The sequence below is a fragment of the Arthrobacter sp. ZGTC131 genome, from assembly GCF_002929275.1.
In the GTDB taxonomy this organism is placed as follows: Bacteria; Actinomycetota; Actinomycetes; order Actinomycetales; family Micrococcaceae; genus Arthrobacter.
On record NZ_PJIK01000006.1, the window covers coordinates 1 to 26644 of the forward strand.

Here is a 26644-nt window from a genome sequence, read left to right on the forward strand (position 1 = left end):
AGGATGGGGATGATGTCGGCGTCGCAGGCGATTTTGCGGATGGTGGCGGGGGTGACGGGCCCGGTGTAGGTGAACGTCCCGGTGCCGGTCGCGGTGCCGGGCAGCGGGCCTGCCGGGGACCCGGGGTAGTTGCCGCTGGCGGCCCCGGGGCCGGGGTTTCCGGTGGTGGTGTAGCGGGGTCCGTTCGTGGCGGCGGTTTCGAGGCGGTTGAGGAGGTCCTGGTAGCTGATGGTGGCCATGATCTGGGGCCGGAGTCCGCCGGTGGCGGGCAGGCATCCCGCGGCCAGGGCTGCCTTGCAGGCGCCGACGAGGCCGTCGAGGAGTTGTTGGGGCCGGGTGCGGCGTTCGAGGTGGACGTTTTCGGCGGCGTTTTCGGCCGCGGCGCCGAACCCCGGCCCGGCGTGAGCTCCCGCCCCGGTGCCTTCATTCGTGTCGGCGCCGGTGCTGGCCGCTGTGACGTCAGTGCCGTCTCCGCCGTCTCCGCTGCTTTCCTCGCCGGTGCCGGGGCCGGTGGTGGGTTGGGTGCGGGGGTTGGTGGCGGTGTTCATGACGGTGAGGAGGTGTTCGTATTGCTCGGGTGTGGCGAAGATTTCGAGGTGGTGGAGTCCGCGGCGGTGGCGGCGGAGAAACGCGCCTTGGCGGTGCCGGAGGTCCTCTTCGGAGGGTTCGGTGCCGTCCTGGTCGATGGCGTCGGCCCAGCGGTGGGTGACGCGGGTGAGGAAGTCCTGGTCGTTCTCGATCGCGGTGCGGGTAAGGACGTGTTCCATCCGGGCCAGATCCTCCGGGGCGGCGATGTGCCGGACACGGTCCAGGGCGGTGGTGATGATGGTCCCGGCGCGGGAGGCGATGGACCCCTCGCCGAGGGCGGCGGCGGTTTCCTCACAGACCGGCGGCTGGGGCAGGCCGGTGATGCCGGTGCGGGGGAGGACGGCGGAGGCGAGGGCGAGGCGGCGGCGGGCTTCTCCGGTGCTGATCCGCAGCCGGACCCGCAGGAACTCCGCGGTGTTCCGGCACCCGTCATCGGCCGGCGACACCCCCGAAACCGCGCCGGTGCCGGCGGCGGGGCCGGACACGGAAGCGGACGCGGCAACGGCCTCTGGAGAAGCGGCCTCGGCCTCGAAGGCGGCAGAGCCTGACGGGGCAGCAGAGGATTCGGTGTCGTGGCCCCAGCCGGTGATCCAGCCGGCAGCTTTGCCTGCCGGCCCGGCGGCGTTGCTGATCGCCTCCGTGCGGGTGCGGTCCACTGCCGCCGCGCCGAGGACCTGGAGGTATTCGAACCGGCGGGAGATCTCTTCGGTCAGCCCGGCGAAATCCGCGGCCTCCGCGAACCCGGCCAGGGCCAGCTCCTCCCGCGCGGACTCGACCGCGGCCTCCAGCAGCCCCCGGCACCGCCGCAGATTCGCCATCGCTCCGCCGCTGAAAACTCCACCGGTAAAAGCTGAATCAGCGGCGGCAGCACCGCCGTCGACGTTTGTGTCCGTCAGCGCTGGTGCGCCGGCTAGGGAAGCAAGGGGGAAAGCCCCGGAATCAGGGACGCTGCGCAGCGACGTAGCACGGCGGGCGGGCATTGCTGCCGCGTCCGCTGCTCCGCGGCCAAACGTACCGCTTACGCCTTCCCCAATGGCTTCCATAAGGAAACTCTCTCAGAGGGGGCTGACAATTAATGCTGGTCGGATTAGACCGCCCCCACAAAAGTCAGACTGAAGTAAACAGCAGAGCCCGCCGCGACCCGGCCCTACGTCTCTGCGACCGCGGACTTCCGCCGCTGCGAACCGGACTGCTCATCACCCCCGGCCAAGGGCAAACGAACACCTACGGATGCCGTACCCCAACACCTGCGAGAATGTCGCGGTACCCTTCGCGGAAAGTGGGGTAGGCAAACGAAAATCCCGTGCCGCGGAGCAGGGTGTTGCTGCAGCGTTTGTTGCCGCCGCGTGCTTCGCCGGCACTGCCCGACGGCGGGACTTCAAGTCCCAGCTCCGAGGCCAGGAAGCGGAGGACGGCGCCCAGTTCGGCGGGATCGTCATCCACACCCACATATACGGGTGCTGGCTCCCCGGCCATGGTGCACAGATGCACGATCGCGCGCGCGGCGTCGTCGCGGTGAATGCGGTTGGTGTACCGCGGGTCGTCGGGAATGACTGCCGTTCCGCCCCGGACCTGGTCAATGAGCCGCGTGCGGCCCGGGCCGTAGATGCCGCCCAAGCGGAGCGACACGGGCGCAGTCCCGGTCCCGCGCAACCGTTTCTCCAGCAGTTCCTCCGCCTCGCGGAGGATACGGCCGGAGAACCCGCCGGGTGCCGGCGTCGTGCGCTCGTCCACCCAGCCTCCGCCGGCGTCGCCATACACTGCGGTGGAGGAGACGAAAAGGACGCGGCGAGGCGTCACGCCGTCACGCTCAAGGGCATCGAGGACATTCGAAAGCCCGTCGACGTAGGCGGCGCGGTAGGCCGCCTCAGTAGGGGAATCGGCAGCAACGGCGACGACGACGGCGGCGGTGTCCGCCGGGACCGGCGGCAATTCAGCTGTGCTCAAATCAGCCGCCGCGCCTTCAATTTCCGCCGGCAGTTTCGCCGGCGTACGCCGCCAGCCCACAACTCGATGTCCGGCGGCGGCAAACCGCAGCCCCGCCTCGGTGCCCAGGTCGCCGCAACCGGCGAGGAGGATAGTCATGCCCCCGGGTTCAGAGGGCCGGGACAGGGAAGAAGACGCGGGGGTCCTGGAGCAGGGCGGGGTAGTCGAACGCTGAGCGGTCCACAACGTCGGTGACTTTGAAGTTGCGGCCGAAGCGGCCGTCGTCGAGCGTGATGGGCCGTCCCAGCACCATCCCGATGGCGAACTTGCTGCCGTTCTCGAGGGGGATGGCAATGGCCGACTTGCCAGGCAGGGTCGAGAAGGCCGCTTCCTGGCGCTGGCGTTTCCTCGACGGCTTTTTGACGAGCTTTTTCGGGAGCTTGCGGGCCACTTTTGCGGGGCGGCGCGATCCTGTGTCGGCGTATACGAACTGGTAGTCGTCGTCGCCGGAGTCCCCGCTGCCGGAAGCCTTGCCGGCCGCTCGGCCCACCGCCGGCAGGGCGACCTTGTCGATCCGCTCGGGGTCGGTCTCGCCCACATGTTCGCGCAGAATCCACAGGACATCGCCTTCGGGATCCTGCGGCAGGAACTCATGCCGTGGCTCGGGCCAGACGTACTCGAGGTCCGCCTCGGTGCCCGGGAACAGCTCTGAGTAGAAGCGCGGTTCCTTGCGGATGAGGTTCGAGCGGTGGCTCAGGTGAAGCTCGGGATCGCCGAGCCAGGGCGGCATGGGAATCTTGGCGGCGTAGTCCGGGTGGGCGGCCTGCGGTGCGAACTCGCGGATGTTCGCCCCGGTGTTGTCGGCGAATCCGCGTTTGGTCCATTCATCCACCATGGCCAGGCCGTACATGGTGAGCGCCGGAACGTAGCCCATCCACATCCGGATCGCGGGGTGGGACTGCCAGCCGTACTCCGGGATCACCAGCGCGCGGAGTGTCTGCAGCGCCTCGACGCGCTGCTTGCCGAGCCTGGCAGGGTCCAGCGCGGCGGCACTTTGCCGGAAATCGGGGTACGGAAGGAAGGTTTGCATCCCTTCAGTCTGACGCCCCGGGCGCGATGTGCCAATTGTGGTGGCCGGGGCCACATGATGGCAGGGGTGCCGGCAGCCGCGCTAATTGCGCTGAGGTGTTCACATTGTGGACCGGTGCATACGGCGAGGCATGTTAACCACTAAGATAGCCGAAACCTCCCCAGCGTCCGGAAGCCTTCACATGACTCTTACCTCGCCAGCGCCCCTTTCAGCCGCGTCCTCGGAGCCGAATTCACACGCGTCACAGGAGCCTCAGCTGTTCGTTCCCAAGTACGGCCGGATGCTTGGCCCCGACGCGAACGGCATCCTTGTTCTCGACGAGTTTACGCTGGATCCCGCGGCCGCACGCAAGGAGCAGCACCGCTTCCGCACCGCATTGGCCTCAGTGGCATTGACCCTGCGCCGGCTGGTTGCCCTCCGGATTGTGATCGCCGTCGTGGCCATCGCCAATCTTCCCCTGTTCCTGATGTCTACGGGTTGGTGGATTTACGCCGTGTCGCTGTCCCTGGTGATCGGTGTGCACCTGGCCGTGAACTGGCTGAACCGCCACGAACCGCGCGTGAAGCAGCGCCACGAACTTGAACTGCACCGGCACCGCGAACGCAGCGCCAACTACCGCAAGGTGCGCGACGCCGTGAAGTTCGTCATTGACACCCCCTCGCGCATGAACGAGCAGCTCTACCTCGAACTGCTGAACGCGAAGCGCGTTGCCCTGCATCTTGCCTCCGGCACGGTCGCGCTCCTGGATACGAGCGACGACTCCGCCTGGAAAGTTCGCATCGTCCGGGAACTTCCGACCACGGCCTAGGGGAACGTCGCGGGCAGGAGGCAGTGACGCAACGCACTCCTGCCCGACGGTAGGCTCAACAGCTAAATACAACGCAAGAAGTACGACGCTGGGCGTCCCCGCAGGAGGGGGACCGCCCGGCGTCGTACTGCTTCGCCCGGCGTCGTACTGCTTTAAGCGGCGCGACCAGGGACGCTGTGAACCGCTTCCGACGGCGCTGCCATTCGGCGTACGGCACCAAGCGGCGCGGCCACGGCGCTGCCACTGCGGGGGCGTTTGTGGTTGCCGCGTTGCGGAGGGCGGACTCAGCGACTTGGCTGCCCTCTTAGGCCGAATTCCTTAGCAGCCGATTCCCGTGAACAAACGACGCCGGGCTTAAACGAACGACGCCGGGCGCCCCTCAAGAGGGGACGCTCGGCGTCGTAGTCACAGTTAAGATGGTCGCCGTCGTGACAAGTGAGCCTGCCACGTCAGAGGCTTACACTCCGGACGGCAAGCCAGTCAGGCAACCAAACCTGTCAATTAGGCAGGCAGCTGCAGAACCTGGCCGACCATAATGAGGTCAGGATCAGTGACGGTGTCAGCGTTGGCGTCGGCGAGGTGCTGCCATCCGCCGTGAACTCCGACCTTCTCGGCGATCTTGCTGAGGGTGTCGCCACTCTGCACGGTGTAGGTCTGGCCACTCACAGCGACCTCGGCAGCGTGCCTGGCCTGGGTCGGGGCCTCGGCGACCACCGGGGCCTGGGCCACGGGAGCAGCCTGGACCTGGACGGGTGCTGCCTGAACCGGTGCAGCCTGGACCGGAGCGGCCTGGACCGGCGCGCTCTGCGGCTGGATCTGCGGAGCAGCTGCTCCACCGCCACCGCTCAGGCCGAGCTTGGCGGCGCAGGCGGGCCATGCGCCCCAGCCCTGGGTGGCCTGGACCTTCTCGGCTACAGCGATCTGCTGGGCGCGGGAGGCGTTTTCAGGCGAACCCGTACCGCCGAAGCCAGCCCAGGTCTGCGGGGTGAACTGCAGGCCGCCGGAGAATCCGTTGCCGGTGTTGGTGGACCAGTTGCCGCTGCTTTCACACTGGGCGAGGGCGTCCCATGTGGAGCCGCTTGCGGTGGGCACTGCCGCGTTTGCGGCTGTGGCGGACAGGGCAAGGCCTGCGGCGGAAACGGCGGCAAGAGTTACTCCGCGGCGCGCGGCAGTGCTGAAAGTTGATTTCTTCATGGTGTGGGATGCTCCTGAGGCCACCCGCGCTCGGTCCGTCCCCGGACGTTGTCGCGCTACCGCCCGCCCCTGACAAACTAGAGGTCATTACGGTGTCCGCCGGCCGGGCAGTAACTGGTGGAGGCGGCACCGGGCATTCATGGGCCCGCGCGTCGCGGGCATGTGTCCACGGTAAGGCAGTCGCGCTCCGTTATCAAATCGAGATCTTTTGTGACAGTCAATCCGACGTGGGCAGTGGAGGCGGCGTCGATGAGGAGGGCGGCGGCCGGCTGGCATCCCGGGGCGGGCGGTTGCCCGCCCGCCACCTCAGGATGCACGGCCGATGTTACGACGCCAAGGCAGCGGCCAGATAGGGTGCCGTTCGGCTGGCAGGTGAAAGCGCGACGGCGGCTGCCGTCCCGGCGGCGACGATCCTACCGCCGGCGTCGCCACCGGCAGGTCCAAGGTCAATGACCCAGTCCGCGGCGGCCACGACGTCCATTTCGTGTTCCACCACGATGACCGTATTGCCGGCGTCCACGAGCCGGTTCAGCTGCGCCATCAGAAGCTGGACGTCCGCCGGGTGGAGGCCGGTGGTTGGCTCGTCCAGCAGGTAAAGAGTGTGGCCGCGGCGGGCACGCTGGAGTTCCGTGGCGAGCTTGATGCGCTGGGCCTCGCCGCCCGACAGTTCAGTGGCAGGCTGGCCCAGGCGGAGGTAGCCGAGGCCTACCTCGAGGAGGGTCTGGAGGCTGCGGGCGGCCGCCGGGACGTCGGTGAGGAACTCGGCTGCGGCGTTGACGGTCATGCCCAGGACTTCGGCCACGTTTTTGCCGCGGTACGTGACTTCAAGCGTGTCCGGGTTGTAGCGCGAACCGCCGCATTCCGGGCAGGGGCCGTAGCTTCCGGGCAGGAAGAGCAGTTCCACGGCCACGAAGCCCTCACCCTGGCAGATCTCGCAGCGGCCCCCCGCCACGTTGAACGAGAAGCGTCCGGCGCCGAAGCCCCGGGCCTTGGCCTCGTCCGTAGCCGCGAACTCCTTGCGGACCGCGTCGAAGAGTCCCGTGTAAGTGGCGAGGTTGGACCGCGGCGTACGGCCGATCGGCTTCTGGTCCACCTTCACCAGTCGGTCCACCTGGTCCAAACCGGACACAGGACCCACCGTCAACGGTGCGGCGAGCTCACCGGAATCCTCCGCCCGTGCCGTGTCCGCTGGTGCTGTAGCCCCTTGTGACGGGTCCGCTTGTGACGTGTCCGCGGGGTCCGCCGGGACGGCGCCGCCGTCGTCCTGTCCCGGGTGCAGCAGTGATCCCACGACCTCTGCGAGCACCTGGCTGACCAGCGTCGACTTGCCGGAACCGGAGACGCCGGTGACGGCGGTGAGTACGCCCAAGGGGAAGTTGGCGTCAAGCTCCCGGAGATTGTGGCGGCTGATGTCGCGCAATTCCAGCCAGCCGCCGGGCTCCCGCGTACCGTCAGCCGCGCCGCCGTCAGCCGCGCCGCCGTCTCCCGCGCCGTCGTCGCCAGCGATATTGTCGCGCGCGCCACCGTCGGACGTGTTTCCAGCAGCCGAACCGGTGGTGCGGGAGCCGCCGTCGTTCTTCTTTCCGGCGGAACCCTTCGAAGCGGCTGAACTGCCAGCACCGTTCGGGAACAGGAACGGCCGGGTCAGGGAGGCCTCAACCTCGGCGAGGCCGGCCACGGGGCCGCTGTAGAGCACCTCGCCGCCGCCCTCACCGGCGCGCGGGCCGACGTCGACGAGCCAGTCCGCGTGGCGCACAATGTCCATGTTGTGCTCCACCACGAACACTGAGTTGCCCGAGGACTTGAGCTGGTCCAGGACGGCGAGGAGTGGTTCGGCGTCGGCGGGGTGCAGTCCGGCGGACGGCTCGTCCAGCACGTAGATCACGCCGAAGAGCCCGGAGCGCAGCTGCGTGGCGATCCGGAGCCGCTGCATTTCGCCGGGGGAGAGGGTGGGCGTGGATCGGCCCAGCGCCAGGTAACCCAGCCCGAGCTCCAGCAGCACGTTCACCCGCTGCAGGAGATCGCGGGTGATGGCCACCGCCACCTCGTTGCTTTCGGGCGAATCCTGCTTGCCCGAATCGTGCTTGGCAGAGTCCTGCTTCCGTGAAGCGGGCTTGCGCGAGGCAGTTCCGGCCTCCGTGAGCTCAGTGGTGGGGCGGATAATGTCCGCCAGTTCGGCCATGGGCACGGCGTTGAGGCCGGCGATGGTGTGGCCCGCGAAGGTCACGGCCAGCGCCTCCGGAGTCAGCCCGGTGCCGCCGCAGCGCGGGCAGGGCCCGGTTTCCATGAACCTGAGCACGCGTTCGCGCATGGTGCTGCTTTTGGAGTCGGCGAGGGTGTGGAGGACGTAGCTTTTGGCGCTCCAGAACCGGCCTTTGTAGGGCTTGGCCACTCGGTCGCGCTCGGGCGTCACTTCCACCACGGGCTGCTCCTCGGTGAAGAGGATCCAGTCGCGCTGCTTCTTGGGAAGCTTCCGCCACGGCGTGTCCACGTCATAGCCGAGGTGGCTGAGGATGTCCCGCAGGTTCTTGCCCTGCCAGGCACCCGGCCACGCCGCAATGGCGCCGTCACGGATGCTCAGCGAGGTGTCGGGGACCAGCGACGCCTCGCTGACGGTGTGCGCGATGCCGAGCCCATGGCATTCCGGGCAGGCACCGGCGGCGGTGTTGGGGGAGAACGCGTCGGAGTCCAAAGGTGCCGCGCCGGAGGGATACGTGCCAGCGCGCGAAAACAGCATGCGGAGTGAGTTTGAAAGCGTGGTCACCGTGCCCACGGTGGACCGTGAGCTGGGTGCGCCGCGGCGCTGCTGGAGGGCGACGGCGGGTGGCAGCCCGGTGATCATTTCCACCTTGGGGTTGTGCCCCTGCTGGATGAGCCGGCGCGCGTAGGGCGCCACCGATTCGAAGTAGCGGCGCTGGGCTTCCGCGTAAATGGTGCCGAAGGCCAACGAGGACTTGCCCGAGCCGGAGACGCCGGTGAAGGCGACGATCGCATCGCGGGGAACGTCCACGTCCACGCTGCGGAGATTGTTCTCGCGGGCACCCCGCACGCGGACGAAGCCGTCGGTGTGGTGGTCCGGTGCCAGCGTGGTTGTCAGCTCGGGCAGATAGTCAGCAGGCTGTTCACTTCGCATCTGTTCGACTCTAGCGGTGATGTCTCTGCCGGGGTCTATTCTTGCGGTGTGGATACTTACGACGGCGCCGCCGAACCGAACGATCAGACCGCACTGTTGAACGAACCGGAGGCTGCGGCAGCGCCGCCCGTCCTGCCCGTGGCTGAGCTGCACCTGCACATTGAGGGCACCCTGGAACCTGAACTGATCTTCGCGCTCGCGGAGCGCAACGGCATCGAACTGCCGTACGCAGGCCTGGACGAGCTGCGGGCGCGGTACGAATTCACGGACCTGCAGTCGTTCCTGGACCTGTACTACGCCAACATGGCCGTGCTCCGGACCGAGGCGGACTTCGCGGACATGACCCGGGCCTACCTGGCGCGGGCAGCGGCCGCTGGGGTTCGGCACGCGGAAATCATGATGGATCCGCAGGCGCACCTTGCCAGGGGAGTCTCGCTGGAGACCTGCGTCAACGGCGTTGCCTCGGTGCTGGCCACGTCCCAGGAGGAGTTCGGGATTTCCACGCTGCTGATCGCCGCCTTCCTGCGCGACCTGTCCGAAGAGTCTGCGCTGGAGGTTCTTGAGGCCCTGCTGGCCATGAATGCGCCGATCGCCGGCATCGGACTGGATTCTGCCGAGGTGGGAAACCCGCCAGCCAAGTTCGAGCGGCTGTTCGCACGGGCCGGCGAAGCAGGCCTGCGGAGGATCGCCCACGCAGGCGAAGAGGGCCCGCCGTCGTACATTATTGAGGCGCTGGATGTGCTGGGAGTGGAGCGGATTGACCACGGTATCCGCTGCATGGAGGATCCCGATCTGGTGGAGCGGCTGGTGGCCGACCGCGTGCCGCTGACGGTGTGCCCGCTGTCCAATGTGCGGCTCCGTGCGGTGGACATGCTCGCCGACCATCCGCTTCCTGCGATGCTGGCAGCCGGGCTGAACGTCAGCGTCCATTCGGATGATCCGGCGTATTTCGGCGGCTATGTGGACGACAATTTTGCCCAATTGGAATCGGTGATGTTGCTGTCCGAATTCGACCGCGTCCGCCTCGCTGCGAACTCGATCGGTTCCTCCTTTGCCACAGACGAGCGCAAGGCGGAACTGCTGGCCGAGCTGTCTGGCTGAGCTAGCCGGCTACGCTGTCTGGCTACGCGGGACGTTCGGACTGTGCCGCCGTCCTGCCTCCGGTGCGCACGATCCACCAGCCCACGGCAGCCAGGGCCAGCCCAATGGGGATACCGTACGGCGGAAGGCCCGCGTTGTAGCCCAGGAAACCGGCCACGATGAATGCCACGCCCGCCCACGCCGGGAACATCCGCGACCGCCAGCCGGCGATGCCGAAGACTATCCAGCCAAGGGCAAACAGCACATAACTGGACAGTCCGCCGATGGCCAGCATGCCGGAGCCGCCGGCGAGGATGGCGCCTGGCGCGACGTCGGCGATCCACGGCCCGGCGAACCCGTCGAACCACATGTTGCCTGCCATGTCCAGAGTGCCCACCAGCGCGAAGCAGAAGCCGACGGCGCCGAGTCCCCCGGTGCGGCTCGCAGAGCGGAAGTACACGGAGACGAGGGCGAGGACCAGCCCGATGAACACCACCCAGTACAGTGCGTTGGCCACCTGGAACGGTGGCTGCCGCATCATCTTGAGCCGGTCGAGGCTGCGGTCGGCGGTGAGCAGGCGCGCGGCGTCCGCGGCGGCGAAGGCGAGTCCCGCCACTAGGGCGATCGGACCGGCGGCCGAGGCTAGTGGTGAAGACATCTTCTCCTCCTGGGGATCGGTCGTGACGACGAGCGCGGACGCGGGGTTCCGGGCCGGGGCGCGGGCGCGGACACGGGGCTTCGGGGCCGCCGGTTTACATGGGACGCATCCTGAGGGAAAAACGCCGGACGGCGGTGGCTCAGCGGGGTGCCTTGCGCCAGGCTTCCCGGTCGAACAGCACGGTGGCAAGAACCGCCAGGACGACAACGACGAAGTAAATCAGTTCGGCGCGGCCGGCGTCTGCGCCCGTGAAGCCAAAGGAACCCACGGTGAAAGTGCCCTGGCTGGTGTGGAACAGGAGTGTCAGCAGGACGCTGCCGCCCGTGTGGTTGAACAGCCACACGTATAGGAAGGTGATGGCGAACGTCGTCGGAAGTCCGATCAGGCTCAGCCCCTGGAAGAGGACCAGCGGCAGGTGCCAGAATGCCACCAGGACACCAAGAATAGCCGCGGACTGCAGCGGCGGGCGGGCGGCCTGGAGCAGCGGAAGGGCGTAGCCGCGGAAACCAGGCTCTTCGCCCAGCGGCCCGTCCATGGGATTGATGAGGCGGATCGCAAACACCATCAGCATCCCGCTCCACGTCAGGCGCGCAAGGCCCGGTGCCGACGCCCCGAGGGCTATGGTGGCGAACGCCGTCGCCAGCACCATAACGGCCGGGAGCAGCAGGGCCACGGCGTACCAGACCCAGCCCACGCGCCAGCGGATAAGCCGGCGGCCCCATGCCCGGAATCCGGCTCTGCCCTCCGTCAGGGCTATCACGATGATCGCGGCAGCCAGCGGGCCTATCGGCAGGAACTCCATCCGCGGCATCAGCCCCGCCGCGTAGGCCGGCCACGAGGACCAGGAGATCGCATACGCCAGGACGAAGAAGGCCAGCAGCCTGTGGTGTTTCAGCCAAGAAGTGGATCGACGCATGACGGGCTCCAAACGATCATTGTTTGGTGGTCCGATTGTCCGCCCCGCCCGCGCGGGGGCACCAGAGGAGACGGGCTTCACCGATGCGTAGCAGCGCTGGGTGGGGACCGCTGGGGCGTCACTAGCGCGAAATCACTGCCGAGGCCACGGACAACACGTTGCTGGCCGCCAGGGCGGCGCCCGCGAGGAAAGCAAGCAGCCATCCGATGCGTCGTCGCCGGGCGCCACGCACCTGATCCCGCAGCTCGACGAAACCGGCCGCGACGTCGTCGTCGTTATCGCCGCCTGCAGGGCTGCTGTGCCAGGTATCCGGAAGTACTGCCACAGCGGCTACTCGAGCGACCAGATCCGGGCTCAGAACGGGCTTTCGTGTGCGGAGCCAGCGCATTAGCTGATTGTGGGTCAGGACTGTCACCTGAGCCGGTTTTTCACGGATGGTCAGGGACTTGGGGTCCACGATCACCACCAGTCCCGCGACGGGTATCGCCAGCCCCGCGCGCTTGGACAACAGCCGTGCTGCCCGCGTTGCCTCGTGCGTTGCATTGCGAATATGGGGCTGCCTTTTTCCCGCAATCATGAGGGTCTGACCAGCAACCCACACCGGCTGGTCAGAGTGATTTTTTGTATTGATCGTGAAGACGCCCGGCGGCCCGATCACCACGTGGTCGATGTCGGACGACCCTGTACCAACCGGAACGGCGTGAAGCACGGTCCATTCCGGCCCCAGGTTGTCCAGGGTTTTTCCGACGGCGATTTCGCCGAGTGCGCCTTTGTACCAAGCGGACGTTTCCACAGTCAGGGGGCTTACGCCGAAGAGCCGGGCAAGCCTGGATTGCGGTTCCTGGCCTGCCTGGAGACGCAGGAGTTCGCCCATCACCGCCTGGCCGGGAATCCTGGAGCTAAGGAGCGGCTGGACGGGATGTTGGGAATTGCTGTTCGAGGTCAGCACGGATCGCCCCCAAAAGTACGTGTCATGAGGCGATCCTATTCGGGAGGGACAGCCAACCGGCGGACGCCTCCTGCAGTCACACGCCGCGGCGTCGCAGTCACGCGCGGCGGCCGGAGCGGCCAGGGCGGAATGCGAACACGGAATGCTTGCAGCGGCCTGCCATACCTGCTACGCCTGTGAAAGGGGGAACACAAAGGCGGGTCCCGGGCCGGAGCAGCAGGAACCCGCACGGGGCGAGTCAAGGAGTGTGCAGCATGCCGCGCAAGAACCCGCGTGTGGAAAAGGCTGACGAAAAAGACCTTGAGGTGGGCAAGCCGAAGGAATGGGTCGCCGGAATGCCGGGCGTCTACCACTCGATGCAGCCGGCGCTGAAGCACATGGGCGTGGGCAGGACCGGAAAAACGCTGCTGGGGCTGAACCAGAAGGACGGCTTCGACTGCATGAGTTGCGCGTGGCCTGATCCCGGCGACCGCAAGAGGTTCGAGTTCTGCGAACAGGGTGCCAAGGCCGTGACGTGGGAGGCCACGCCGGTGGTCATTGCCTCGGAGTTCTGGGCGGAGCACCCGGTCAGCGAACTGCGGCAACAGCCTGAATACTGGCTCGGAATGCAGGGCCGCCTGACGGAGCCGGTCTTCAAGCCGGCCGGGGAGGACTACTACCGGCCGGTGAGCTGGGACGAGGCCTTCGGGATCGTTGGCGGCAAACTAAAGGGTCTTTCCAGCCCGGACGAGGCCGCGTTCTACACCAGCGGCCGGACGTCCAACGAGGCCGCGTTCCTGTACCAGCTGTTCGTGCGGGCCTACGGGACCAACAACCTGCCGGACTGTTCCAACATGTGCCACGAGTCCTCAGGTTGGGCCATGGGCCAGACCATCGGCATTGGGAAGGCCACCATCTCCTACGACGACTTCGCCAAGGCACAGCTGATCATCATCATGGGCCAGAACCCGGGCAGCAACCATCCGCGCATGCTCACCGCCCTGGAGGAAGCGAAGAAGGCCGGCTGTGAGATTGTCGGCGTCAATCCATTGCCGGAAGCCGGGCTCATGCGCTACAAGAACCCGCAGAAGATCAGCGGAATCGTGGGCCGCGGCACAGAACTCGCGGACCAGTATCTGCAGATCCGCCTGGGAGGCGACATGGCGCTGCTGCAGGCCCTCTCCAAGCGCGTCCTTGAGGCTGAAGCGAAGAACCCCGGAACCGTCCTGGACAGCGAGTTCCTCGCGGAACACTGCCAGGGGCTGGACGAACTCAAGGTTCACCTTGCGGAACTGGACGAGGAGACCGTCCTCCAGGCCACGGGCCTGCGCAGCGACGAGATTGACGAGCTGGCCGCACGCTATTTGAAGGCCGAACGGGTCATCATCACGTGGGCCATGGGCATCACCCAGCACAAAAAGGGCGTCGCCACCATCAAGGAGATCATCAACCTGCTGCTGCTCCGCGGCAACATGGGCAAGCCCGGCGCCGGAGCCTCTCCCATCCGCGGGCACAGCAACGTCCAGGGCGACCGCACCATGGGCATCTGGGAGCGGATGCCACCCGCATTCCTCGACGCACTCGGCAAGGAGTTCGATTTCGACCCGCCGCGAGACCCGGGAGCGGACTCCGTGGAGACGATCCGGAAAATGCGCGACGGCGGCATAAAGGTTTTCGTGGCATTGGGCGGCAACTTTGTCTCCGCCATTTCGGACACGCATGCTGCGGAAGCAGCCATGGAAAACACCGACCTCACGGTCCAGATTTCCACGAAGCTCAACCGGTCGCACACCGTAACGGGCCGGGCCGCGCTCATTTTGCCGACGATGGGACGCACCGAGATCGACATGCAGGCGTCCGGCCCGCAGTTCGTCTCCGTGGAGGACACAGTCTGTGCCGTGCACGCCTCCGAAGGCAGGGTAAGGCCCGTTGCGCCGAACCTGCTGTCCGAGGTGGCCATCGTCTGCCGCCTTGCCCGCGAGACCGTGGATGGCAAGACCAGTGCGGACTGGTCAGGGTTCGAGAAAAACTATGACCTCGTCCGCGAACACATCTCCCACGTGGTGGCGGGCTGTGAGAACTACAACGACCGGATCAGGCAGGAAGGCGGCTTCGTGCTGCCGAACGGACCAAGGGACTCCCGCACCTTCACCACCCCCACCGGCAAGGCCATGCTGACGGTCAACCACCTGGAGCATGTGGAGCGGCCCCCCGGAACCCTGATCCTGCAGTCGGTCCGGTCGCACGACCAGTTCAACACCACCATTTACGGCTACAACGACCGCTACCGGGGGATCAAGAAAGGCCGCGACGTGGTCTTCGTCAGTCCTGAGGACATTGCCGAGCTCGGGCTCAGCGACGGTCAGTTCGTCGATCTCCACGGGGTTTATGAGGACAACGTGGAGCGCGTGATGCGGAAGCTGCGGGTGGTGTCCTATCCCACGGCCAGCGGATGCGCGGCAACGTACTATCCCGAGTCCAATGTGCTGGTTCCGCTGGACAGCGTCGCGGAGGGAAGCAACACCCCGGCGTCGAAGGCGGTCATCGTGCGGTTGGAGCCCAGCACTCCGTGAGGACGCTGCGCTTAGAGAGCGCCGCGCTGGAGAAGCACTGCGCCAGACCGGACGTGAAGAAGCCGCGTCAGGACAACGCGCTAGAGCGGACGTGACCCCACTCAGGACACTGCGCTAAAGCGGACGTGGGGCGGCGGTCACTGCCCGGTGCTCGACCAGCCCCCGCTGTCCGGGCCTCCGTCGGCTCCGTCCTCGCAGAGCCGCAAAGCCACTTCTGCGGCGGACTGGACTGCTTCGGTAGGAGTCGTGTTTCCGCTGCGCGCAGCCAGACCGGCCGCGTAGCCGACGAGCAGGGCAGTGACCGGTCCCGCCCCGCGGTTGACAGCGCTGGCGGATCCGTCCGACAGCCGGTCAACCAGCTTCTGGTCGAGATCCAGGTCCAGGATCTGGAGCGCCTGCGTGAGCCGCTGAGTCCACTGGGACAGCTCCTGGTCCTCGGAGGCACCGCTGGCAGCGTCGCCGGTGCCGCTGGTGCTGCTGGTGCTGGTGGTGCCGTCTGTGCCCTCGATGTTGCCCGTCATTGGTTCCCTTTCGGTTGCTACGTCGGATGCCGAACGGACTACGTCCTGGGCTCAGGGATGTGCAGACCGCCACTATAGGCACTCCGCCTCTGGGGCCACAACGGCCGGGCCATCGTCGACAGCCGCATTTCTGCACCACTATGGCCGGACGGCGCCGCCGGCGCGCCCGTGTTTAGGCGGGCCGGGAGTGGCGCAGCAGCCCAAAGAGGTGCAGAAATGCGCGCGGCGGACCAGGGAAGCGGAGGTTACTGCTCCGCGCCGCCGTGCAGCCCGTCGTCGCTGCTGTCCCCGGAAGCTATATCGCCCGTGTCGTCGGACAGGTCCATGTTCCCGCGCGCTTCGTCCATGGTGGGCCCGCCTGCGGGGACGTTGTAGGTTTCGGGCCGGATGCCGTGTGCCTGTTCCTCGATCAGCGCCTGTTCTTCGCTGAAGCGGATCACGTTCGCGTCATCGCCGGCGTCACCCGGAATGTCTTCACGGATCTCCGAAGGGTTCGGAATTACAAAGCCGTCTTCATTCGAGCTGTGTTCGGTCACTGGTTCGTCCCTTCCTTGCGGTGGCTTACATGGTAAGCCTACTTTCTATTTCACATCCCCGCGCAAATCCGGCGGGTCGCCCGGCCCCAAACAGCAGCATCCGGAAGGCCGCAGACGCCCGCGGATCTGAGACTTCAGACTCAGTTAGGGTGTAATCCTCGTCATAGTCGGTCACGACACGAACTGTTTACCATTTCAAGTCGCCAGATTCACCGTGTTCTTGGCAAACTACTGTGGGAACAATCGCTCTATAAGGGGAACCATGCGCAAGACCGCCGCAGAAAACACCAACTTCCGGCTCAAGACCGTGCTGGACGTTCTGGCAGAGGGGGAGCTGTCTGGTGATCCCCAGAATGCCGGCTCCGTCCTGGCTGAAGCTCTCATCCGGGTTCCGCTGAACGCATACGAAGCCGAGCTGCTCAGCGGGGGAATTCCCCGCGGCCACAAGTCGCTCACCACCGCAACGGCCAAGCTGGTCAAGGCCGGCTGGCTGATCAAGGGCCGCTCCGGCTGGACCATCACCGACGACGGCCTGCGGGCCACTGTCGCCTTCGCGGATGCTGAGACCTTCTCCGCAGCGCTCGACGCCGGCACTCCGGTTCCGGCCGGCACGCCCCTTCCGGTGGCCGCGGCCGCCAAGCCGGCCGCCGAGAAGGCCCCGGCCAAGGCGGCGAAGTCCGAGAAGGCACCCTCCAAGGCCGCAAAGGTCGTGGACAAGGCTGCCCAGCTGATCGAGGACGCGGTGGCTCCGGTTGCCAAGGCGGTGCGTGGCAAGAAAGCTGCGGCCGAAACTGAAGCCGCCGCCGTCGCAAGTTCCGCTGCAGCGGTCGAGCAGCCGGAAGCCGTTGCGGTTGCCGGCGACTTCAACACCCTGCTTGGTGCCCCGGAAAACTGGGCGCCGCAGTACGACGAAGCGCAGATGCAGCTGGACGTCCTGGACCAGCTGTGGGAGCTCTCGGCTGACATCCCGGCCGGTTACTACACCTTCAAGATCGCGCTGAACCGCTCTTGGGAAGAGAACTACGGTGCGTTCGGCGCGTTTGATGGTGCCAACCACGAACTGCACCACGACGGCGGCCGGCTTACCATCCGCTACGACCACCGCACCAGGGACATCACCGTCAACTGATTTCCCGCTGAGGAAGCAACGACCGGCCGGGTCGAGAACCCGGACAGTCTGAAGCCCCGTTGCCGCAACCGCGGCAGCGGGGCTTCGCCGTTCCCGGCCGGCGGGCTTGTCACTCGTGTGCGGAAAGAGTCTTTTCCCTGTCCTCGAAGACCTGTTCACCCGGGCCGGTGAAGGCACGGGACCGTTCCACAGCTTCGATGGAGCCGGTGAAGAGCTGGGAATCGTGGGGGTCGGAGGGCTGCCGGGGATGGGCGTCCAGCTGCGGCCGCTGCAATGGCGAGGGCCGTACCTCAGCGGAACTAATGGTCTCCCAGCGCAGGTGGGGGAGGGCCTGCGGATGGTGCTGCTGCAGGAATCCGACCAGTTCTTCCCTGATGAGGCAGCGCAGGTCGAACAATGCCGCGCTGTCCGCGGCGCTGACCAGGATCCGCACGCGGACGAAGCCGCTGGTGGCATCGGTGACCTGGAGGATTCCCACGCGTTCGTCCCAGAGCTCCGTGCCGGCCAGCAGCGACTTGAGCTCGGTGCGCATGGCCTCCACCGGCGCGCGCCAGTCGAGGTCGAACTCCACGGTGCCCATGACTTCGGAGCGGCGGCGCGTCCAGTTTTCGAAGGGGGTGGTTGTGAAGTACGTGGAGGGCAGGATGAGCCGGCGGTCGTCCCAGATGTGGACCACCACGTAGGTCAGCGTGATTTCTTCGATCCGGCCCCATTCCTTCTGCACCACCACGACGTCGTCCACGCGGATGGCGTCGGTGAAGGCAAGCTGGACCCCGGCAAAGACGTTGACCAGGGCTGACTGCACGGCCAGCCCGGCCACGATGGAGAGCAGCCCGGCCGACGCCAGGATGCCTGCGCCAAGGGCGCGGACGTCGGGGAAGGTGAGTAGCGTGATGCCGAAGGCAAGGATCACGATCAGGGCGATGCCGACGCGCCGCGCGAGGATCACCTGGGTGCGGAGCCGACGGGCGCGGCGGTTGTCTGCCACGTCCACGCTGTAGTGCGTGAGCATGAGCGCTTCGATGATCATCAGGATGGCCACTGCCAGCCAGGCAACGGAGGCGATGAGTGCGATCAGCAGGACGTGGTCCACATTTCTGCGCCACTCGGCATCCTCCGTGGTCAGCGCCAGGGCGATCCGGACGCCGATGAGGCACAGGGTCAGGCGAAGCGGAACCCGCCCCATCCGGGACGTTTCGCGGAGCGCGGTGAGCCTGCGGTTGAGCCGGACGAGAACCCGGCGGAGGAGCCACGAGAGGAAAAGTCCTGCGGCCACGGCAATGGCGATTGCGAGAAAGGGCATTGCTTGGTCTAGGAGGTCTGGCATGTCTTAACCTCTATCAACCTTCGCCGCGGCCCTGAAATCGAGCCTTGAACGAACCCCCCTTCGTTATGCGGGCAACGCTTTGGATTCAGTAGGCTTCTGTCTCTTTCCGAATCGATGGATAAACCTCCAGAATTGGGAGCACCGTTCGCATCTCAAGGAGGAGCTTTGCGTCATTTAGGGAATTTGTCAGGGGCCGCGGTTGTGGCTGCCGTCGTTATTACGCTGTCCGGCTGCGGGCCGGCCTCGCCCGGGGCCGGAGAGACGGTGTCGCCAACCGTTTCGCCGGGCGCTTCCGATTCCACCACCTCGCCGGGGACCGGGTCCCAACCGGCGACCGACAGCCCGGCGTCCGCCAGCGCCTCGGGCTCGGCGACCCTGCCGGCGGGCTGGAAGACGTTCACGACGTCCGATGGCGAGTTATCGTTTGACCACCCGTCCGAGTGGAGCATCAAGGACCCTGCGGGCGCCACTCCGCAGGGCGGCGGCGTGTTCGTGGAGGTTAAGAACCCGGCGGGCAAGTCGATGGCAACATTGCGCACCAACATGGTCACCGGCGCGGAATGCACCACGAAGCAGCCGTACGGCATGCTCGATTCCGAGCCGCTGCCTGCCCTCAAGCAGTCAGGCAGCACGCCGCGGTTCACCTTCGAATCCAGGCAGGACAGTACCGCAACCGACCCTGCGAAAATGACCGTGCTGGCCTACGGCATAACGTCGGCGCCGGAACCCACCGGGCCCACGGCCTGTCCGATCTTCCACTTCTTCACTTGGCCGCCGAGCGGGGCGATGTTCGGCGGTGTCTACAACCCTTTTGACACGACGCCGGGCAACGCGCCCAACGTGGACACGCCCGAGGCATACATGGGTACGCCTGAATACAAGAACATCCGGGCCATGATCACGTCGCTTCGCCCGGCAAGCTAGTCCTTGCTGGTCAAGCCTGTCGAGACCCCGGCGCCGGCGCTACATTGGATCCATGACTGACTCCAAGGCTTCAGAACCGGCCATTGTCCGTCTCACCGCCCGCGTCACGGGCATGGTCCAGGGCGTCGGCTTCCGCTACTGGACGGCCCGGAAAGCCGACGAACTGGGCCTCACCGGCGCGGTGAGGAACGACGACGACGGCGCGGTTTCCCTTGTGGTGGAGGGTCCGCAGCCGGACATCATCGAATTCCGGCGCTGGCTGAGCTCACCGCAGGCGCCGGGCCAGGTTGCGCACGTGGACGAGAGGATGTCGCCTGCGGAGGGCGGCTTCAAGAGCTTTCAGGTGGTCGGCTGAGTGCAGGTTGGCAGTTAAGCGCGCGTGGTTGGCTGAGCGCAGGTGGTCAGCTGAGCGCACGTGGTTGGCTGGGCGGCCGCGGGCTGAGCCCAATGAACGCGCCGAGCTCCTCCAGCGCCGACGGCCTGGTGGGCATGTAGTTGGTCAATTCGGGGGAGCGGACGATCACCGCACGCCATTGGCCCCGCGAAACAGCTACGTTGATGCGGTTGCGGTTCAGCAGGAATTCAGCTCCGCGCGGTGCCTCGGCAATGGCAGAGCATGCCATGGACACGAGCACCACGGGCGCCTCCTGGCCTTGGAACTTGTCCACCGTGCCCACCCGCACGTCCGCGAGCCCGGCGTGGTCGAGGGCGTGCCGGATTGCCTGCACCTGGGCGTTGTAGGCGGCCACGACGAGGATGTCGTTCGGTTCCAGCCGGCGCACGGGCTCATCCCTGCCCGGCGTCCATTTGAGCCCGATGTGGTCATTTGCCTGCCGCACGATCATCGCGGCTTCCTCACCTGAGCTGGTGGTGTTGCCGCTGTGCTCAACAAGCACCGTTTCCACTCCGGCCGGAGCCCCGTCCAGCTGGCGCAATGACGCTGCCGGAGCTGACTCCAGCTTGGCGTCGTAGCTCAGCTGGGACACCGCCTTGCACAGCTGGGGGTGCATCCGCCAGGAATCGGCAAGGAAATAGCCCAGCTCGGCAGGCATGGTGGCGTGTCCGGCGGACAGCCAGCCGAGCGCCGACTCGTCAACCGGCTGGGGATGGGACCCTTGGGTGACCTGAGGCAGTTGCTGCGGGTCGCCGAGCAGCAGCAGGCGCTTTGCGGACCTGGCCACCGCAAGCGTGTTGGCCAGCGAGTACTGCCCGGCCTCGTCAATCACCAGGAGGTCCAGCGATCCGGCCGGCACGCACTTGCCGGTCATGGTCCATGCCGTCCCACCGATGAGGCAACCGCCCTGACCGTCCAGGAGGCGGACGATGTCGTCGTCGGCTGTATGCGTCCACGGAACGTCGTGCGGCTGCGCCAGCCGTTTGGCCACAACCCGTGGATCCACGCCGGCCTTCTCGATGGCGGTGCAGAGCATGTTCTCGACGACGGCGTGTGACTGGGCAACGACGCCCACCTTCCACCCGCGGCGAACCAGGCGGGCGATGACGTGCGAGCCGACGTGCGTCTTGCCGGTGCCCGGCGGTCCCTGGACGGCGAGGTAGGAACTGTCCAGATCTTCCAGCGCACTGGTGATGGCGGAGGCGTAGTCGGCGTAGCCGGAGGCATCGTGCGTCACCGGCGGGAGTGTTGGCAGCGCAGCCAGCCGAGGGGGCACTCGGCGAAGGATGTCGACCCCGGCGTGGTTGGGCAGCGACGGGAGAGTGGCGCCGACGAGCTGGGCGAGCTCGGCCAGGGCCGCTTCAATGCTCGCGGTGGGGATGGGCCGGTCGGGGGTCAGCGCCATCGGAAGCTGGAAGTACGGCGGGACCCGTCCGGAAGATTTCTCCGTGAGGGTGATGACGGTCTTGCCTGGTAGATCTGGATGGTCCTCGACCGCCTCTACGACGGTGCCGAAGATTCCGTCCCGGGAGAGTGCCTCCCTCGCGATTCCGGCCTGCGGCGTGCCATCAGCGGCGAGCCCGATGCCGTGAGCTGCGGGCCGCGGCGTGCGTCCGCCGTCGACGTCTCCGAGGCCGTCAGGCAGGGGGTCCTCGAACATGCGGAACCACGTGGAGCCGGCACGGAACTCGGAGGCCTCGCTCATGACTCCGGTGAGCCGCAGCGTCCTGGATTCCGTGCGGGCACGGGCCGTGGGCGGCGCCCAGTCCGACAGCACCTCAGCCGAGTCGACGATGAAGACGTTCCGCTGGTCCGACCATCTGTCCACCTCGGATTCCAAGCGGTCGAAGTGCTCCCACCAGAACTGCTTGCGCTCCCGGCGGTGGTAGCCCGTGGCCGCCGCAACCATAGCCACGGCTTGCTCGTCGGCCGTAAGCTCCCGGGTGTCCGGGACGGCGTCCAGGTACGCACGCAGGCGTTCCTCCTCGGCGGATGGCTCGGCGTCGGGCTCTATGGCGGTGATCTCCGGCGAGGAAAACGCCGCCTGGTCGGCAGCAGCATCCCCGGCAGCAGCCGCCGCGACAGCAGCCCCCGCGATATCACTAGGGACGGCGCCGGCGGCGACGGCAGGCGGCAGGCCCTGCAGGCGCAGTTCCAGCAGCCAGGCGCGGAGGCGCAGCGTGGAGAGGCAGTCGTACTCGTTGTAGTCGGAGATGGACGCGAGTATGGCAGCGGCCTCCGCTTGGGTCCCCGGTCCGCCGTCGCGCGCGGTGCAGTACGCCGCATAGGCAACCACGGAGGCGCCGGCGTCCTTGACGTCTCCGGACCGCAGGTTGTTGCCCATGTACAGCGGCTCGAGTTTCTTGATGGAGTAGGAGGCCTCGGAGATTCTCAGCGAGTGCCGCACCGTGGCGTAAAGATCCACGAGCAACCCTTCGCGAAGCCAGCTGTCCACGATGTCCTCACCGGCGACGTGGGTTAGCGAGAGATTCCGAAGCGCCGTCTTCTCGTAGGGGGCGTAGTGGTAGACGTGCATGTCCGGGTACCTCGCCCGGCGCTGTTCCACATAGGCGAGGAAATCAAGAAAAGCCTGCCTCTCGCCTGCACGGGAGTGTGCCCAGAAGGGCCGGAACGTCGGCTTGGCACCGGGAGGGTCGCCGGGCAGCGGTGCCTCGATGACGCCGAACAGGTATTCCAGCCCCCATTGACCCGTGGCGGGATCCTGCCACAGCGGATCGCCCTCGAAATCGAAGAAGATGTCCCCTTCGCTGGGCTCGGGGATGCTGGCCAGAGCGTTGTCCGCGAGCACTTTGTAGGTGACCGTGTGCTGCTCGCCGTCTTTGACGAAGGTGCGGGAGCCGTCCGGATCCTCGCGGCCGGTCTGCATCCTGGCCTGATCGCGCAGGCGGCGCCTGGATCCCGTGGCCAGCTCTTGGGGGAGCTCGGCGAGGGCATCGATGGTGGTGACGGCGTCGGCTATGAGCTTCTTCCGCTGCACCGAGGTCATGCCCGCCACCATGAGCAGATCACGGTGCTCGGCCACCTGCTGGGCGCAGTAGTCGCACCTGCCGCAGTGGCCGATGCCTGGCTGCTGCCACCTCACCGGCGTATCCGCGGCGCGGTGGGCTGCCGTCAGATCGCGGAACCGGATTCGGCGCTCGCGGTATACCGGAAGCAGGTCGGCGAGTGAGTGGATGCTGTGTTTGAGGTTGCCGAGAACCAGCGTGACATGCGGCGCCGGGGTGAGCCCGAGCTGGATCAGCTGGTCGCCGTAAGCGGCCAGCTGCAATAGGGCGCCCACCTTGGCGTGCCGGGCCAGCTTGGTGTCCCACACTGCATAACGGCCGGCGGGGTCTACGGCGGCGCTGCCCTCCTTGATCAGGAAGTCCGCATAGCCCAGGAATTCGCCGTCGAAAAAGGTTGCCTGGAAGACGACGTCAGCACCTGCATGGAGCGCGGCAGCTGTCTCCTGGTGTTTGCTCGTCAGATCGGTGCGGTCAGTGGTTCCGCGTTCCACGGAGTAAACCCCCGTGCCGCGCGAAGCATCCCAGTCGCCGTACTCGGCGATGAGGCCTGCCAATACCTTGTGCTCGTGGCGATCGCCCAGCTTTCCGGCGCGCGCCTGCATCTCGTCGGCGGGAAACTCGGCCTTGGGGGAGCGTCCCAGCTTCTCGTCGAGGATCCGGAGCGTGCGGTATTCGCACTCGCTGGCGGCCACAAGGTCGCTTGCCGAGAACACCAGATCAGCGGGTGCTCCCGGCGTAACAGGATCGAGCAGGAACATGGGGCCTCCCCATTGGCAGCCTCGCTCCGGGACGGTTTCCCGGTGCGCTGATTCGAATCTAGCAAGAGGCTATGACATTAAAGGCGATGCCAATGAAGAACCCAGGGTGCCTGCGTTTGTTGAGGATGCCTGAGGGTTTACGTGTGGGCGTAGGTGAGGCAGTCGGCGTTGTCAGGACCCGGACCCACATGGACTTCCGGGGCGTTGCACATCAGGTGGTCGTTGTGGACGCACTCCGAGCGCTGGCAGGCCCCGACATTGGCGAGGACCTTGGGCAGGCCGCCGTGAATGCCCGTGTCAATGAAAGTGGCGCAGGACGCGTGGTCGGTGGTGCCGCCAACCGTGATGGCCTCGGCGTTGCAATGAGTGTGGTCGTTGAAGGAACAGTTGGTGACGCTGCAGTCTGCGACGTGCGTGCTCATGGACTTCCTCCGCGATTGAGGCCGCCCGGGCTGGGCGACTCGCTGGTTCCAACGTAGGCCTGTGCGGCGCAATCAAAAAGACCCAATAGTGTTGCGTATTTATTCGGTTCCGCGCGCCAGTTGCCCGTTGGCCGCCCCGATGGTTCCGGCTCGGCAGCTGCCGATGAGGTTGCACTATCAGTTCCAGTTTTGATGCCGTAGACCTCACGTCCGTAGGAGTCCTAGACTGGCCTAACCCTCTACTGTCCAGGCACTGACGACGGCGTCCGGCCTGCCGCCGGGACCTGCCCGGGAGGGCGCATCAGATCGCTCATGAATCACCACCGACCCTTCATCGGGGAGGGTCCGTGACGCCAGGAGGAAAAGATGGAAGGGAACAAAGCCGTTGCCTACAAGGGTCCCGGCAAGGTGGAAATCATTGACATTGACTACCCAAGTTTCGAACTGAAGGACGGGCCGGGCGTTAATCCGGCCAACGTGGGGCGCCAGGTTCCCCACGGCGCAATTCTGAAGACGGTGGCAACCAACATCTGCGGTTCGGACCAGCACATGGTGCGCGGCCGGACCACCGCTCCGCCGGATCTGGTCCTGGGCCACGAGATCACCGGCGAAGTTGTGGAAGTGGGGCCGGGCGTTGAATTCATCAAAGTGGGCGATGTCTGCTCGGTGCCGTTCAATATCGCCTGCGGCCGCTGCCGGAACTGCAAGGAACGCAAGACCGGCGTCTGCCTCAACGTGAACCCGGACCGTCCGGGGAGCGCGTACGGATACGTGGACATGGGCGGCTGGGTGGGCGGCCAGGCCAACTACGTGCTGGTGCCGTATGCCGACTGGAACCTGCTCAAGTTCCCGGATAAGGACCAGGCCATGGAGAAGATCCTTGACCTGGCCATGCTGTCGGATATCTTCCCCACGGGGTATCACGGGGCGGTAAGCGCCAACGTGGGTGTGGGCTCCACGGTGTACATCGCCGGCGCTGGTCCTGTTGGACTCGCAGCGGCGACCAGCGCGCACCTGCTGGGTGCCGCCGTCGTGATTGTGGGCGATCTGAACAGCGAGCGGCTGGCGCAGGCCCGCAGCTTCGGCTGCGAAACCGTGGACCTGACCAAGGGCGGCCCGGTCGAGCAGATCGAGCAGATCCTGGGTGTGCCGGAGGTGGACTGCGCCGTTGACGCCGTGGGCTTCGAGGCGAAGGGCCACGGCCAGGGTGCCAAGGAAGCCCCGGCCACGGTGCTGAATTCGCTGATGGACATCACTGCTGCGGGCGGCGCGCTGGGCATTCCGGGCCTCTACGTGACCGGTGATCCGGGCGGCATTGACGAGGCCGCGAAGAAGGGATCGTTGAGCCTGAGCCTCGGCACGGGCTGGGCGAAGTCGCTGAGCTTCACCACCGGGCAGTGTCCGGTGATGAAGTACAACCGGAAACTGATGATGGCCATCCTGCACGACCGCGTCCACATCGCCAAGAACGTCAACGCGAAGCCGATCCTCTTGGACGACGCTCCCAAGGGCTACGCAGAGTTCGACGCCGGCGCGGCCACCAAGTATGTCCTGAACCCTAACGGCTACCTGAGCTGAGGACGTACCCCGAAGGATGATGGGGTGGCGGTCCGAGCGTCGGGTTGCCCGACAGCCGGCCCGCCGCCTCCGCCAGACGCGAATAGCCCTGCCCCTCCCGAAGGAGTGGCAGGGCTTTTCGCAGCCAACGCACCGGCCGGCGCCCGGCTCTCGCCGCAGGGCGCCGCCCAGCCCGGCGCCCCCACTCGCCGTAGCTCGCCCGGGACAGCAGAGAGCCCCGTACTGCCTTACGGCGATACGGGGCTGCTCCTAGCGGCAGGACCATCACGGATGGGGGATCGCGGTGGACCTATGAATAAGGCTACGGACGTTTCCTGAAAATTAGCTAAGAGTTTGGCGGGCCTGCGGCAGCCTTTCGGGGCGGTCCGGTGCCGGGTGCGGGGACCAACGCTGGGGCTGCGGGGATCGAGGGGGCCGTGGGGGGCCCACGCGGGGTCGCGGGGGTCAACATTCCCCAGTCTCATGTTGATCCTTGACTTCCCCGGCGTGCCGAACAAGTGTTGAAATCACATTATTCGGCAGGTTTTTCGACTCTAAGGAGACACGGACATGACTCTTCCTGCAGGCTTGACCCCCGGCACCTGGACCCTCGATACGTCCCACAGCGAGATCGGATTTACGGTTCGGCACGCCGGGATCAGCAAAGTCCGTGGGCGGTTCACCGAGGCTACCGCCGAGGCCCACGTGGGTAATTCGCTGGCGGCTTCATCGCTGCACGCCACCGTCAAGACTGCCAGCTTCGACTCGGGGGACGCCAACCGCGACGCCCACGTGCGCGGAGCCGATTTCTTTGACGTCGAGCAATTTCCCGAGATGACGTTCCGGGCAACGAGGGTTGAGGGCGACGGCGAGGACTACACAGTGACGGGGGACCTCACCATCCGGGGCATCACCAAGCCGGTGGAACTGGAAGTCGAGTTCACCGGGGTGGCTGTGGATCCGTTCGGTGCCACCCGCGCGGGCTGCGCTGCGGAGGCTGAAATCAGCCGCAAGGAGTTCGGTCTGACGTGGAACGCCGCGCTGGAGACCGGAGGCTTCCTGGTCAGCGACAAAGTGAAGATCGACATCAATGCGGCGCTGGTCAAGCAGGCATAGGGTCGGGCAGGCATAAGGTCACGAACAAACAGGGTCAGGA

21 protein-coding genes are annotated in these 26644 nt (G+C 66.5%); 8 read left to right on the plus strand and 13 right to left on the minus strand.

Features of this window, described 5'->3' with window-relative positions; all coding sequences use genetic code 11:
• From CXQ90_RS09345 to CXQ90_RS09355, 3 genes are all read right to left on the minus strand, one after another.
• Positions 1 to 1631 (minus strand): 13E12 repeat family protein (locus CXQ90_RS09345; protein WP_258064442.1); only part of this gene is annotated, 1631 nt, incomplete at its 3' end.
• Positions 1632 to 1812: 181 nt separating this feature from the next.
• Complete coding sequence (locus tag CXQ90_RS09350; protein ID WP_104138679.1) at positions 1813 to 2673, minus strand: NAD-dependent epimerase/dehydratase family protein; 861 nt, start codon at positions 2671 to 2673, stop codon at positions 1813 to 1815.
• 10 nt (positions 2674 to 2683) lie between these two features.
• A complete protein-coding gene (locus CXQ90_RS09355) occupies positions 2684 to 3604 on the minus strand; it encodes an MSMEG_6728 family protein (protein ID WP_104138680.1) in 921 nt (306 codons plus the stop codon).
• 280 nt (positions 3605 to 3884) lie between these two features.
• Here CXQ90_RS09355 and CXQ90_RS09360 point away from each other — a divergent pair, with 280 nt between their 5' ends.
• Positions 3885 to 4412, plus strand: a complete 528-nt coding sequence (locus CXQ90_RS09360) for a hypothetical protein (protein ID WP_104138682.1) — start codon at positions 3885 to 3887, stop codon at positions 4410 to 4412.
• Between the two features lie 501 nt (positions 4413 to 4913).
• Here CXQ90_RS09360 and CXQ90_RS09365 read toward each other — a convergent pair.
• Together CXQ90_RS09365 and CXQ90_RS09370 are read right to left on the minus strand one after the other, a co-directional pair.
• The gene (locus CXQ90_RS09365) at positions 4914 to 5606 is read right to left on the minus strand and encodes a transglycosylase family protein (protein WP_104138683.1); all 693 of its coding nucleotides are present in this window, start codon (positions 5604 to 5606) and stop codon (positions 4914 to 4916) included.
• 325 nt (positions 5607 to 5931) lie between these two features.
• Complete coding sequence (locus CXQ90_RS09370; protein ID WP_258064443.1) at positions 5932 to 8739, minus strand: excinuclease ABC subunit UvrA; 2808 nt, start codon at positions 8737 to 8739, stop codon at positions 5932 to 5934.
• A gap of 96 nt (positions 8740 to 8835) precedes the next feature.
• Here CXQ90_RS09370 and CXQ90_RS09375 point away from each other — a divergent pair, with 96 nt between their 5' ends.
• The gene (locus CXQ90_RS09375; protein ID WP_104138905.1) at positions 8836 to 9840 is read left to right on the plus strand and encodes an adenosine deaminase; all 1005 of its coding nucleotides are present in this window, start codon (positions 8836 to 8838) and stop codon (positions 9838 to 9840) included.
• Positions 9841 to 9862: 22 nt separating this feature from the next.
• Here the strand turns inward: CXQ90_RS09375 and CXQ90_RS09380 are convergent, their stop codons facing one another.
• The 3 genes from CXQ90_RS09380 to CXQ90_RS09390 all read right to left on the minus strand — a co-directional run bounded on the left by CXQ90_RS09380 (position 9863) and on the right by CXQ90_RS09390 (position 12342).
• Positions 9863 to 10477, minus strand: a complete 615-nt coding sequence (locus CXQ90_RS09380) for a hypothetical protein (protein WP_104138685.1) — start codon at positions 10475 to 10477, stop codon at positions 9863 to 9865.
• A 139-nt stretch (positions 10478 to 10616) separates the two neighbouring features.
• Positions 10617 to 11393 carry a CPBP family intramembrane glutamic endopeptidase gene (locus tag CXQ90_RS09385; RefSeq protein WP_104138686.1) on the minus strand — a complete coding sequence of 259 codons (777 nt, stop codon included), beginning with the start codon at positions 11391 to 11393 and terminating at the stop codon, positions 10617 to 10619.
• 121 nt (positions 11394 to 11514) lie between these two features.
• Positions 11515 to 12342, minus strand: coding sequence for a nuclease-related domain-containing protein (locus tag CXQ90_RS09390; RefSeq protein WP_258064444.1), 828 nt, complete (start codon positions 12340 to 12342; stop codon positions 11515 to 11517).
• Between the two features lie 254 nt (positions 12343 to 12596).
• Between CXQ90_RS09390 and CXQ90_RS09395 the strand changes: the two genes are divergently transcribed.
• Entirely contained in the window at positions 12597 to 14894 is a 2298-nt protein-coding gene (locus CXQ90_RS09395) for an FdhF/YdeP family oxidoreductase (protein ID WP_104138688.1), read from the plus strand.
• A gap of 137 nt (positions 14895 to 15031) precedes the next feature.
• Here CXQ90_RS09395 and CXQ90_RS09400 read toward each other — a convergent pair whose 3' ends face one another.
• Positions 15032 to 15415 (minus strand): DUF6457 domain-containing protein, encoded by a 384-nt coding sequence (locus CXQ90_RS09400; RefSeq protein WP_219816651.1) that lies wholly within the window; start codon positions 15413 to 15415, stop codon positions 15032 to 15034.
• 245 nt (positions 15416 to 15660) lie between these two features.
• The gene (locus tag CXQ90_RS09405; RefSeq protein WP_104138689.1) at positions 15661 to 15951 is read right to left on the minus strand and encodes a hypothetical protein; all 291 of its coding nucleotides are present in this window, start codon (positions 15949 to 15951) and stop codon (positions 15661 to 15663) included.
• Between the two features lie 262 nt (positions 15952 to 16213).
• Between CXQ90_RS09405 and CXQ90_RS09410 the strand changes: the two genes are divergently transcribed.
• Positions 16214 to 17080, plus strand: a complete 867-nt coding sequence (locus CXQ90_RS09410) for a glycosidase (protein WP_104138691.1) — start codon at positions 16214 to 16216, stop codon at positions 17078 to 17080.
• A gap of 109 nt (positions 17081 to 17189) precedes the next feature.
• Here the strand turns inward: CXQ90_RS09410 and CXQ90_RS09415 are convergent, their stop codons facing one another.
• Positions 17190 to 18383, minus strand: a complete 1194-nt coding sequence (locus tag CXQ90_RS09415; RefSeq protein ID WP_104138692.1) for a mechanosensitive ion channel family protein — start codon at positions 18381 to 18383, stop codon at positions 17190 to 17192.
• Between the two features lie 225 nt (positions 18384 to 18608).
• Between CXQ90_RS09415 and CXQ90_RS09420 the strand changes: the two genes are divergently transcribed.
• Together CXQ90_RS09420 and CXQ90_RS09425 are read left to right on the plus strand one after the other, a co-directional pair.
• Positions 18609 to 19331, plus strand: coding sequence for a hypothetical protein (locus tag CXQ90_RS09420; protein ID WP_258064445.1), 723 nt, complete (start codon positions 18609 to 18611; stop codon positions 19329 to 19331).
• A 52-nt stretch (positions 19332 to 19383) separates the two neighbouring features.
• Positions 19384 to 19686, plus strand: a complete 303-nt coding sequence (locus CXQ90_RS09425; protein WP_104138695.1) for an acylphosphatase — start codon at positions 19384 to 19386, stop codon at positions 19684 to 19686.
• 46 nt (positions 19687 to 19732) lie between these two features.
• On the opposite strand, the gene CXQ90_RS09430 is transcribed toward CXQ90_RS09425, so the two are convergent.
• Both CXQ90_RS09430 and CXQ90_RS09435 read right to left on the minus strand, forming a co-directional pair.
• Positions 19733 to 23509 carry a TM0106 family RecB-like putative nuclease gene (locus CXQ90_RS09430; protein ID WP_104138697.1) on the minus strand — a complete coding sequence of 1259 codons (3777 nt, stop codon included), beginning with the start codon at positions 23507 to 23509 and terminating at the stop codon, positions 19733 to 19735.
• A gap of 137 nt (positions 23510 to 23646) precedes the next feature.
• Positions 23647 to 23931: a DUF1540 domain-containing protein gene (locus CXQ90_RS09435; protein WP_056633635.1), complete on the minus strand. Its 285-nt coding sequence runs from the start codon at positions 23929 to 23931 to the stop codon at positions 23647 to 23649.
• Between the two features lie 366 nt (positions 23932 to 24297).
• Between CXQ90_RS09435 and fdhA the strand changes: the two genes are divergently transcribed.
• Positions 24298 to 25509 carry a formaldehyde dehydrogenase, glutathione-independent gene (gene fdhA, locus CXQ90_RS09440; protein ID WP_104138699.1) on the plus strand — a complete coding sequence of 404 codons (1212 nt, stop codon included), beginning with the start codon at positions 24298 to 24300 and terminating at the stop codon, positions 25507 to 25509.
• 549 nt (positions 25510 to 26058) lie between these two features.
• On the plus strand, positions 26059 to 26604 hold the full coding sequence (locus CXQ90_RS09445; protein ID WP_104138701.1) for a YceI family protein: 546 nt from the start codon (positions 26059 to 26061) through the stop codon (positions 26602 to 26604).
• Positions 26605 to 26644 lie beyond the last annotated feature (40 nt).

What these genes read in the sequence shown, in the direction of transcription:
- CXQ90_RS09350 (WP_104138679.1), bottom strand. Translation starts at nt 2,673, where the DNA reads ATGACTATCCTCCTCGCCGGTTGCGGCGACCTGGGCACCGAGGCGGGG.
- CXQ90_RS09355 (WP_104138680.1), bottom strand. Translation starts at nt 3,604, where the DNA reads ATGCAAACCTTCCTTCCGTACCCCGATTTCCGGCAAAGTGCCGCCGCG.
- CXQ90_RS09360 (WP_104138682.1), top strand. Translation starts at nt 3,885, where the DNA reads ATGCTTGGCCCCGACGCGAACGGCATCCTTGTTCTCGACGAGTTTACG.
- CXQ90_RS09365 (WP_104138683.1), bottom strand. Translation starts at nt 5,606, where the DNA reads ATGAAGAAATCAACTTTCAGCACTGCCGCGCGCCGCGGAGTAACTCTT.
- CXQ90_RS09370 (WP_258064443.1), bottom strand. Translation starts at nt 8,739, where the DNA reads ATGCGAAGTGAACAGCCTGCTGACTATCTGCCCGAGCTGACAACCACG.
- CXQ90_RS09380 (WP_104138685.1), bottom strand. Translation starts at nt 10,477, where the DNA reads ATGTCTTCACCACTAGCCTCGGCCGCCGGTCCGATCGCCCTAGTGGCG.
- CXQ90_RS09385 (WP_104138686.1), bottom strand. Translation starts at nt 11,393, where the DNA reads ATGCGTCGATCCACTTCTTGGCTGAAACACCACAGGCTGCTGGCCTTC.
- CXQ90_RS09395 (WP_104138688.1), top strand. Translation starts at nt 12,597, where the DNA reads ATGCCGCGCAAGAACCCGCGTGTGGAAAAGGCTGACGAAAAAGACCTT.
- CXQ90_RS09400 (WP_219816651.1), bottom strand. Translation starts at nt 15,415, where the DNA reads ATGACGGGCAACATCGAGGGCACAGACGGCACCACCAGCACCAGCAGC.
- CXQ90_RS09410 (WP_104138691.1), top strand. Translation starts at nt 16,214, where the DNA reads ATGCGCAAGACCGCCGCAGAAAACACCAACTTCCGGCTCAAGACCGTG.
- CXQ90_RS09415 (WP_104138692.1), bottom strand. Translation starts at nt 18,383, where the DNA reads ATGCCCTTTCTCGCAATCGCCATTGCCGTGGCCGCAGGACTTTTCCTC.
- CXQ90_RS09425 (WP_104138695.1), top strand. Translation starts at nt 19,384, where the DNA reads ATGACTGACTCCAAGGCTTCAGAACCGGCCATTGTCCGTCTCACCGCC.
- CXQ90_RS09430 (WP_104138697.1), bottom strand. Translation starts at nt 23,509, where the DNA reads ATGTTCCTGCTCGATCCTGTTACGCCGGGAGCACCCGCTGATCTGGTG.
- CXQ90_RS09435 (WP_056633635.1), bottom strand. Translation starts at nt 23,931, where the DNA reads ATGAGCACGCACGTCGCAGACTGCAGCGTCACCAACTGTTCCTTCAAC.
- fdhA (WP_104138699.1), top strand. Translation starts at nt 24,298, where the DNA reads ATGGAAGGGAACAAAGCCGTTGCCTACAAGGGTCCCGGCAAGGTGGAA.
- CXQ90_RS09445 (WP_104138701.1), top strand. Translation starts at nt 26,059, where the DNA reads ATGACTCTTCCTGCAGGCTTGACCCCCGGCACCTGGACCCTCGATACG.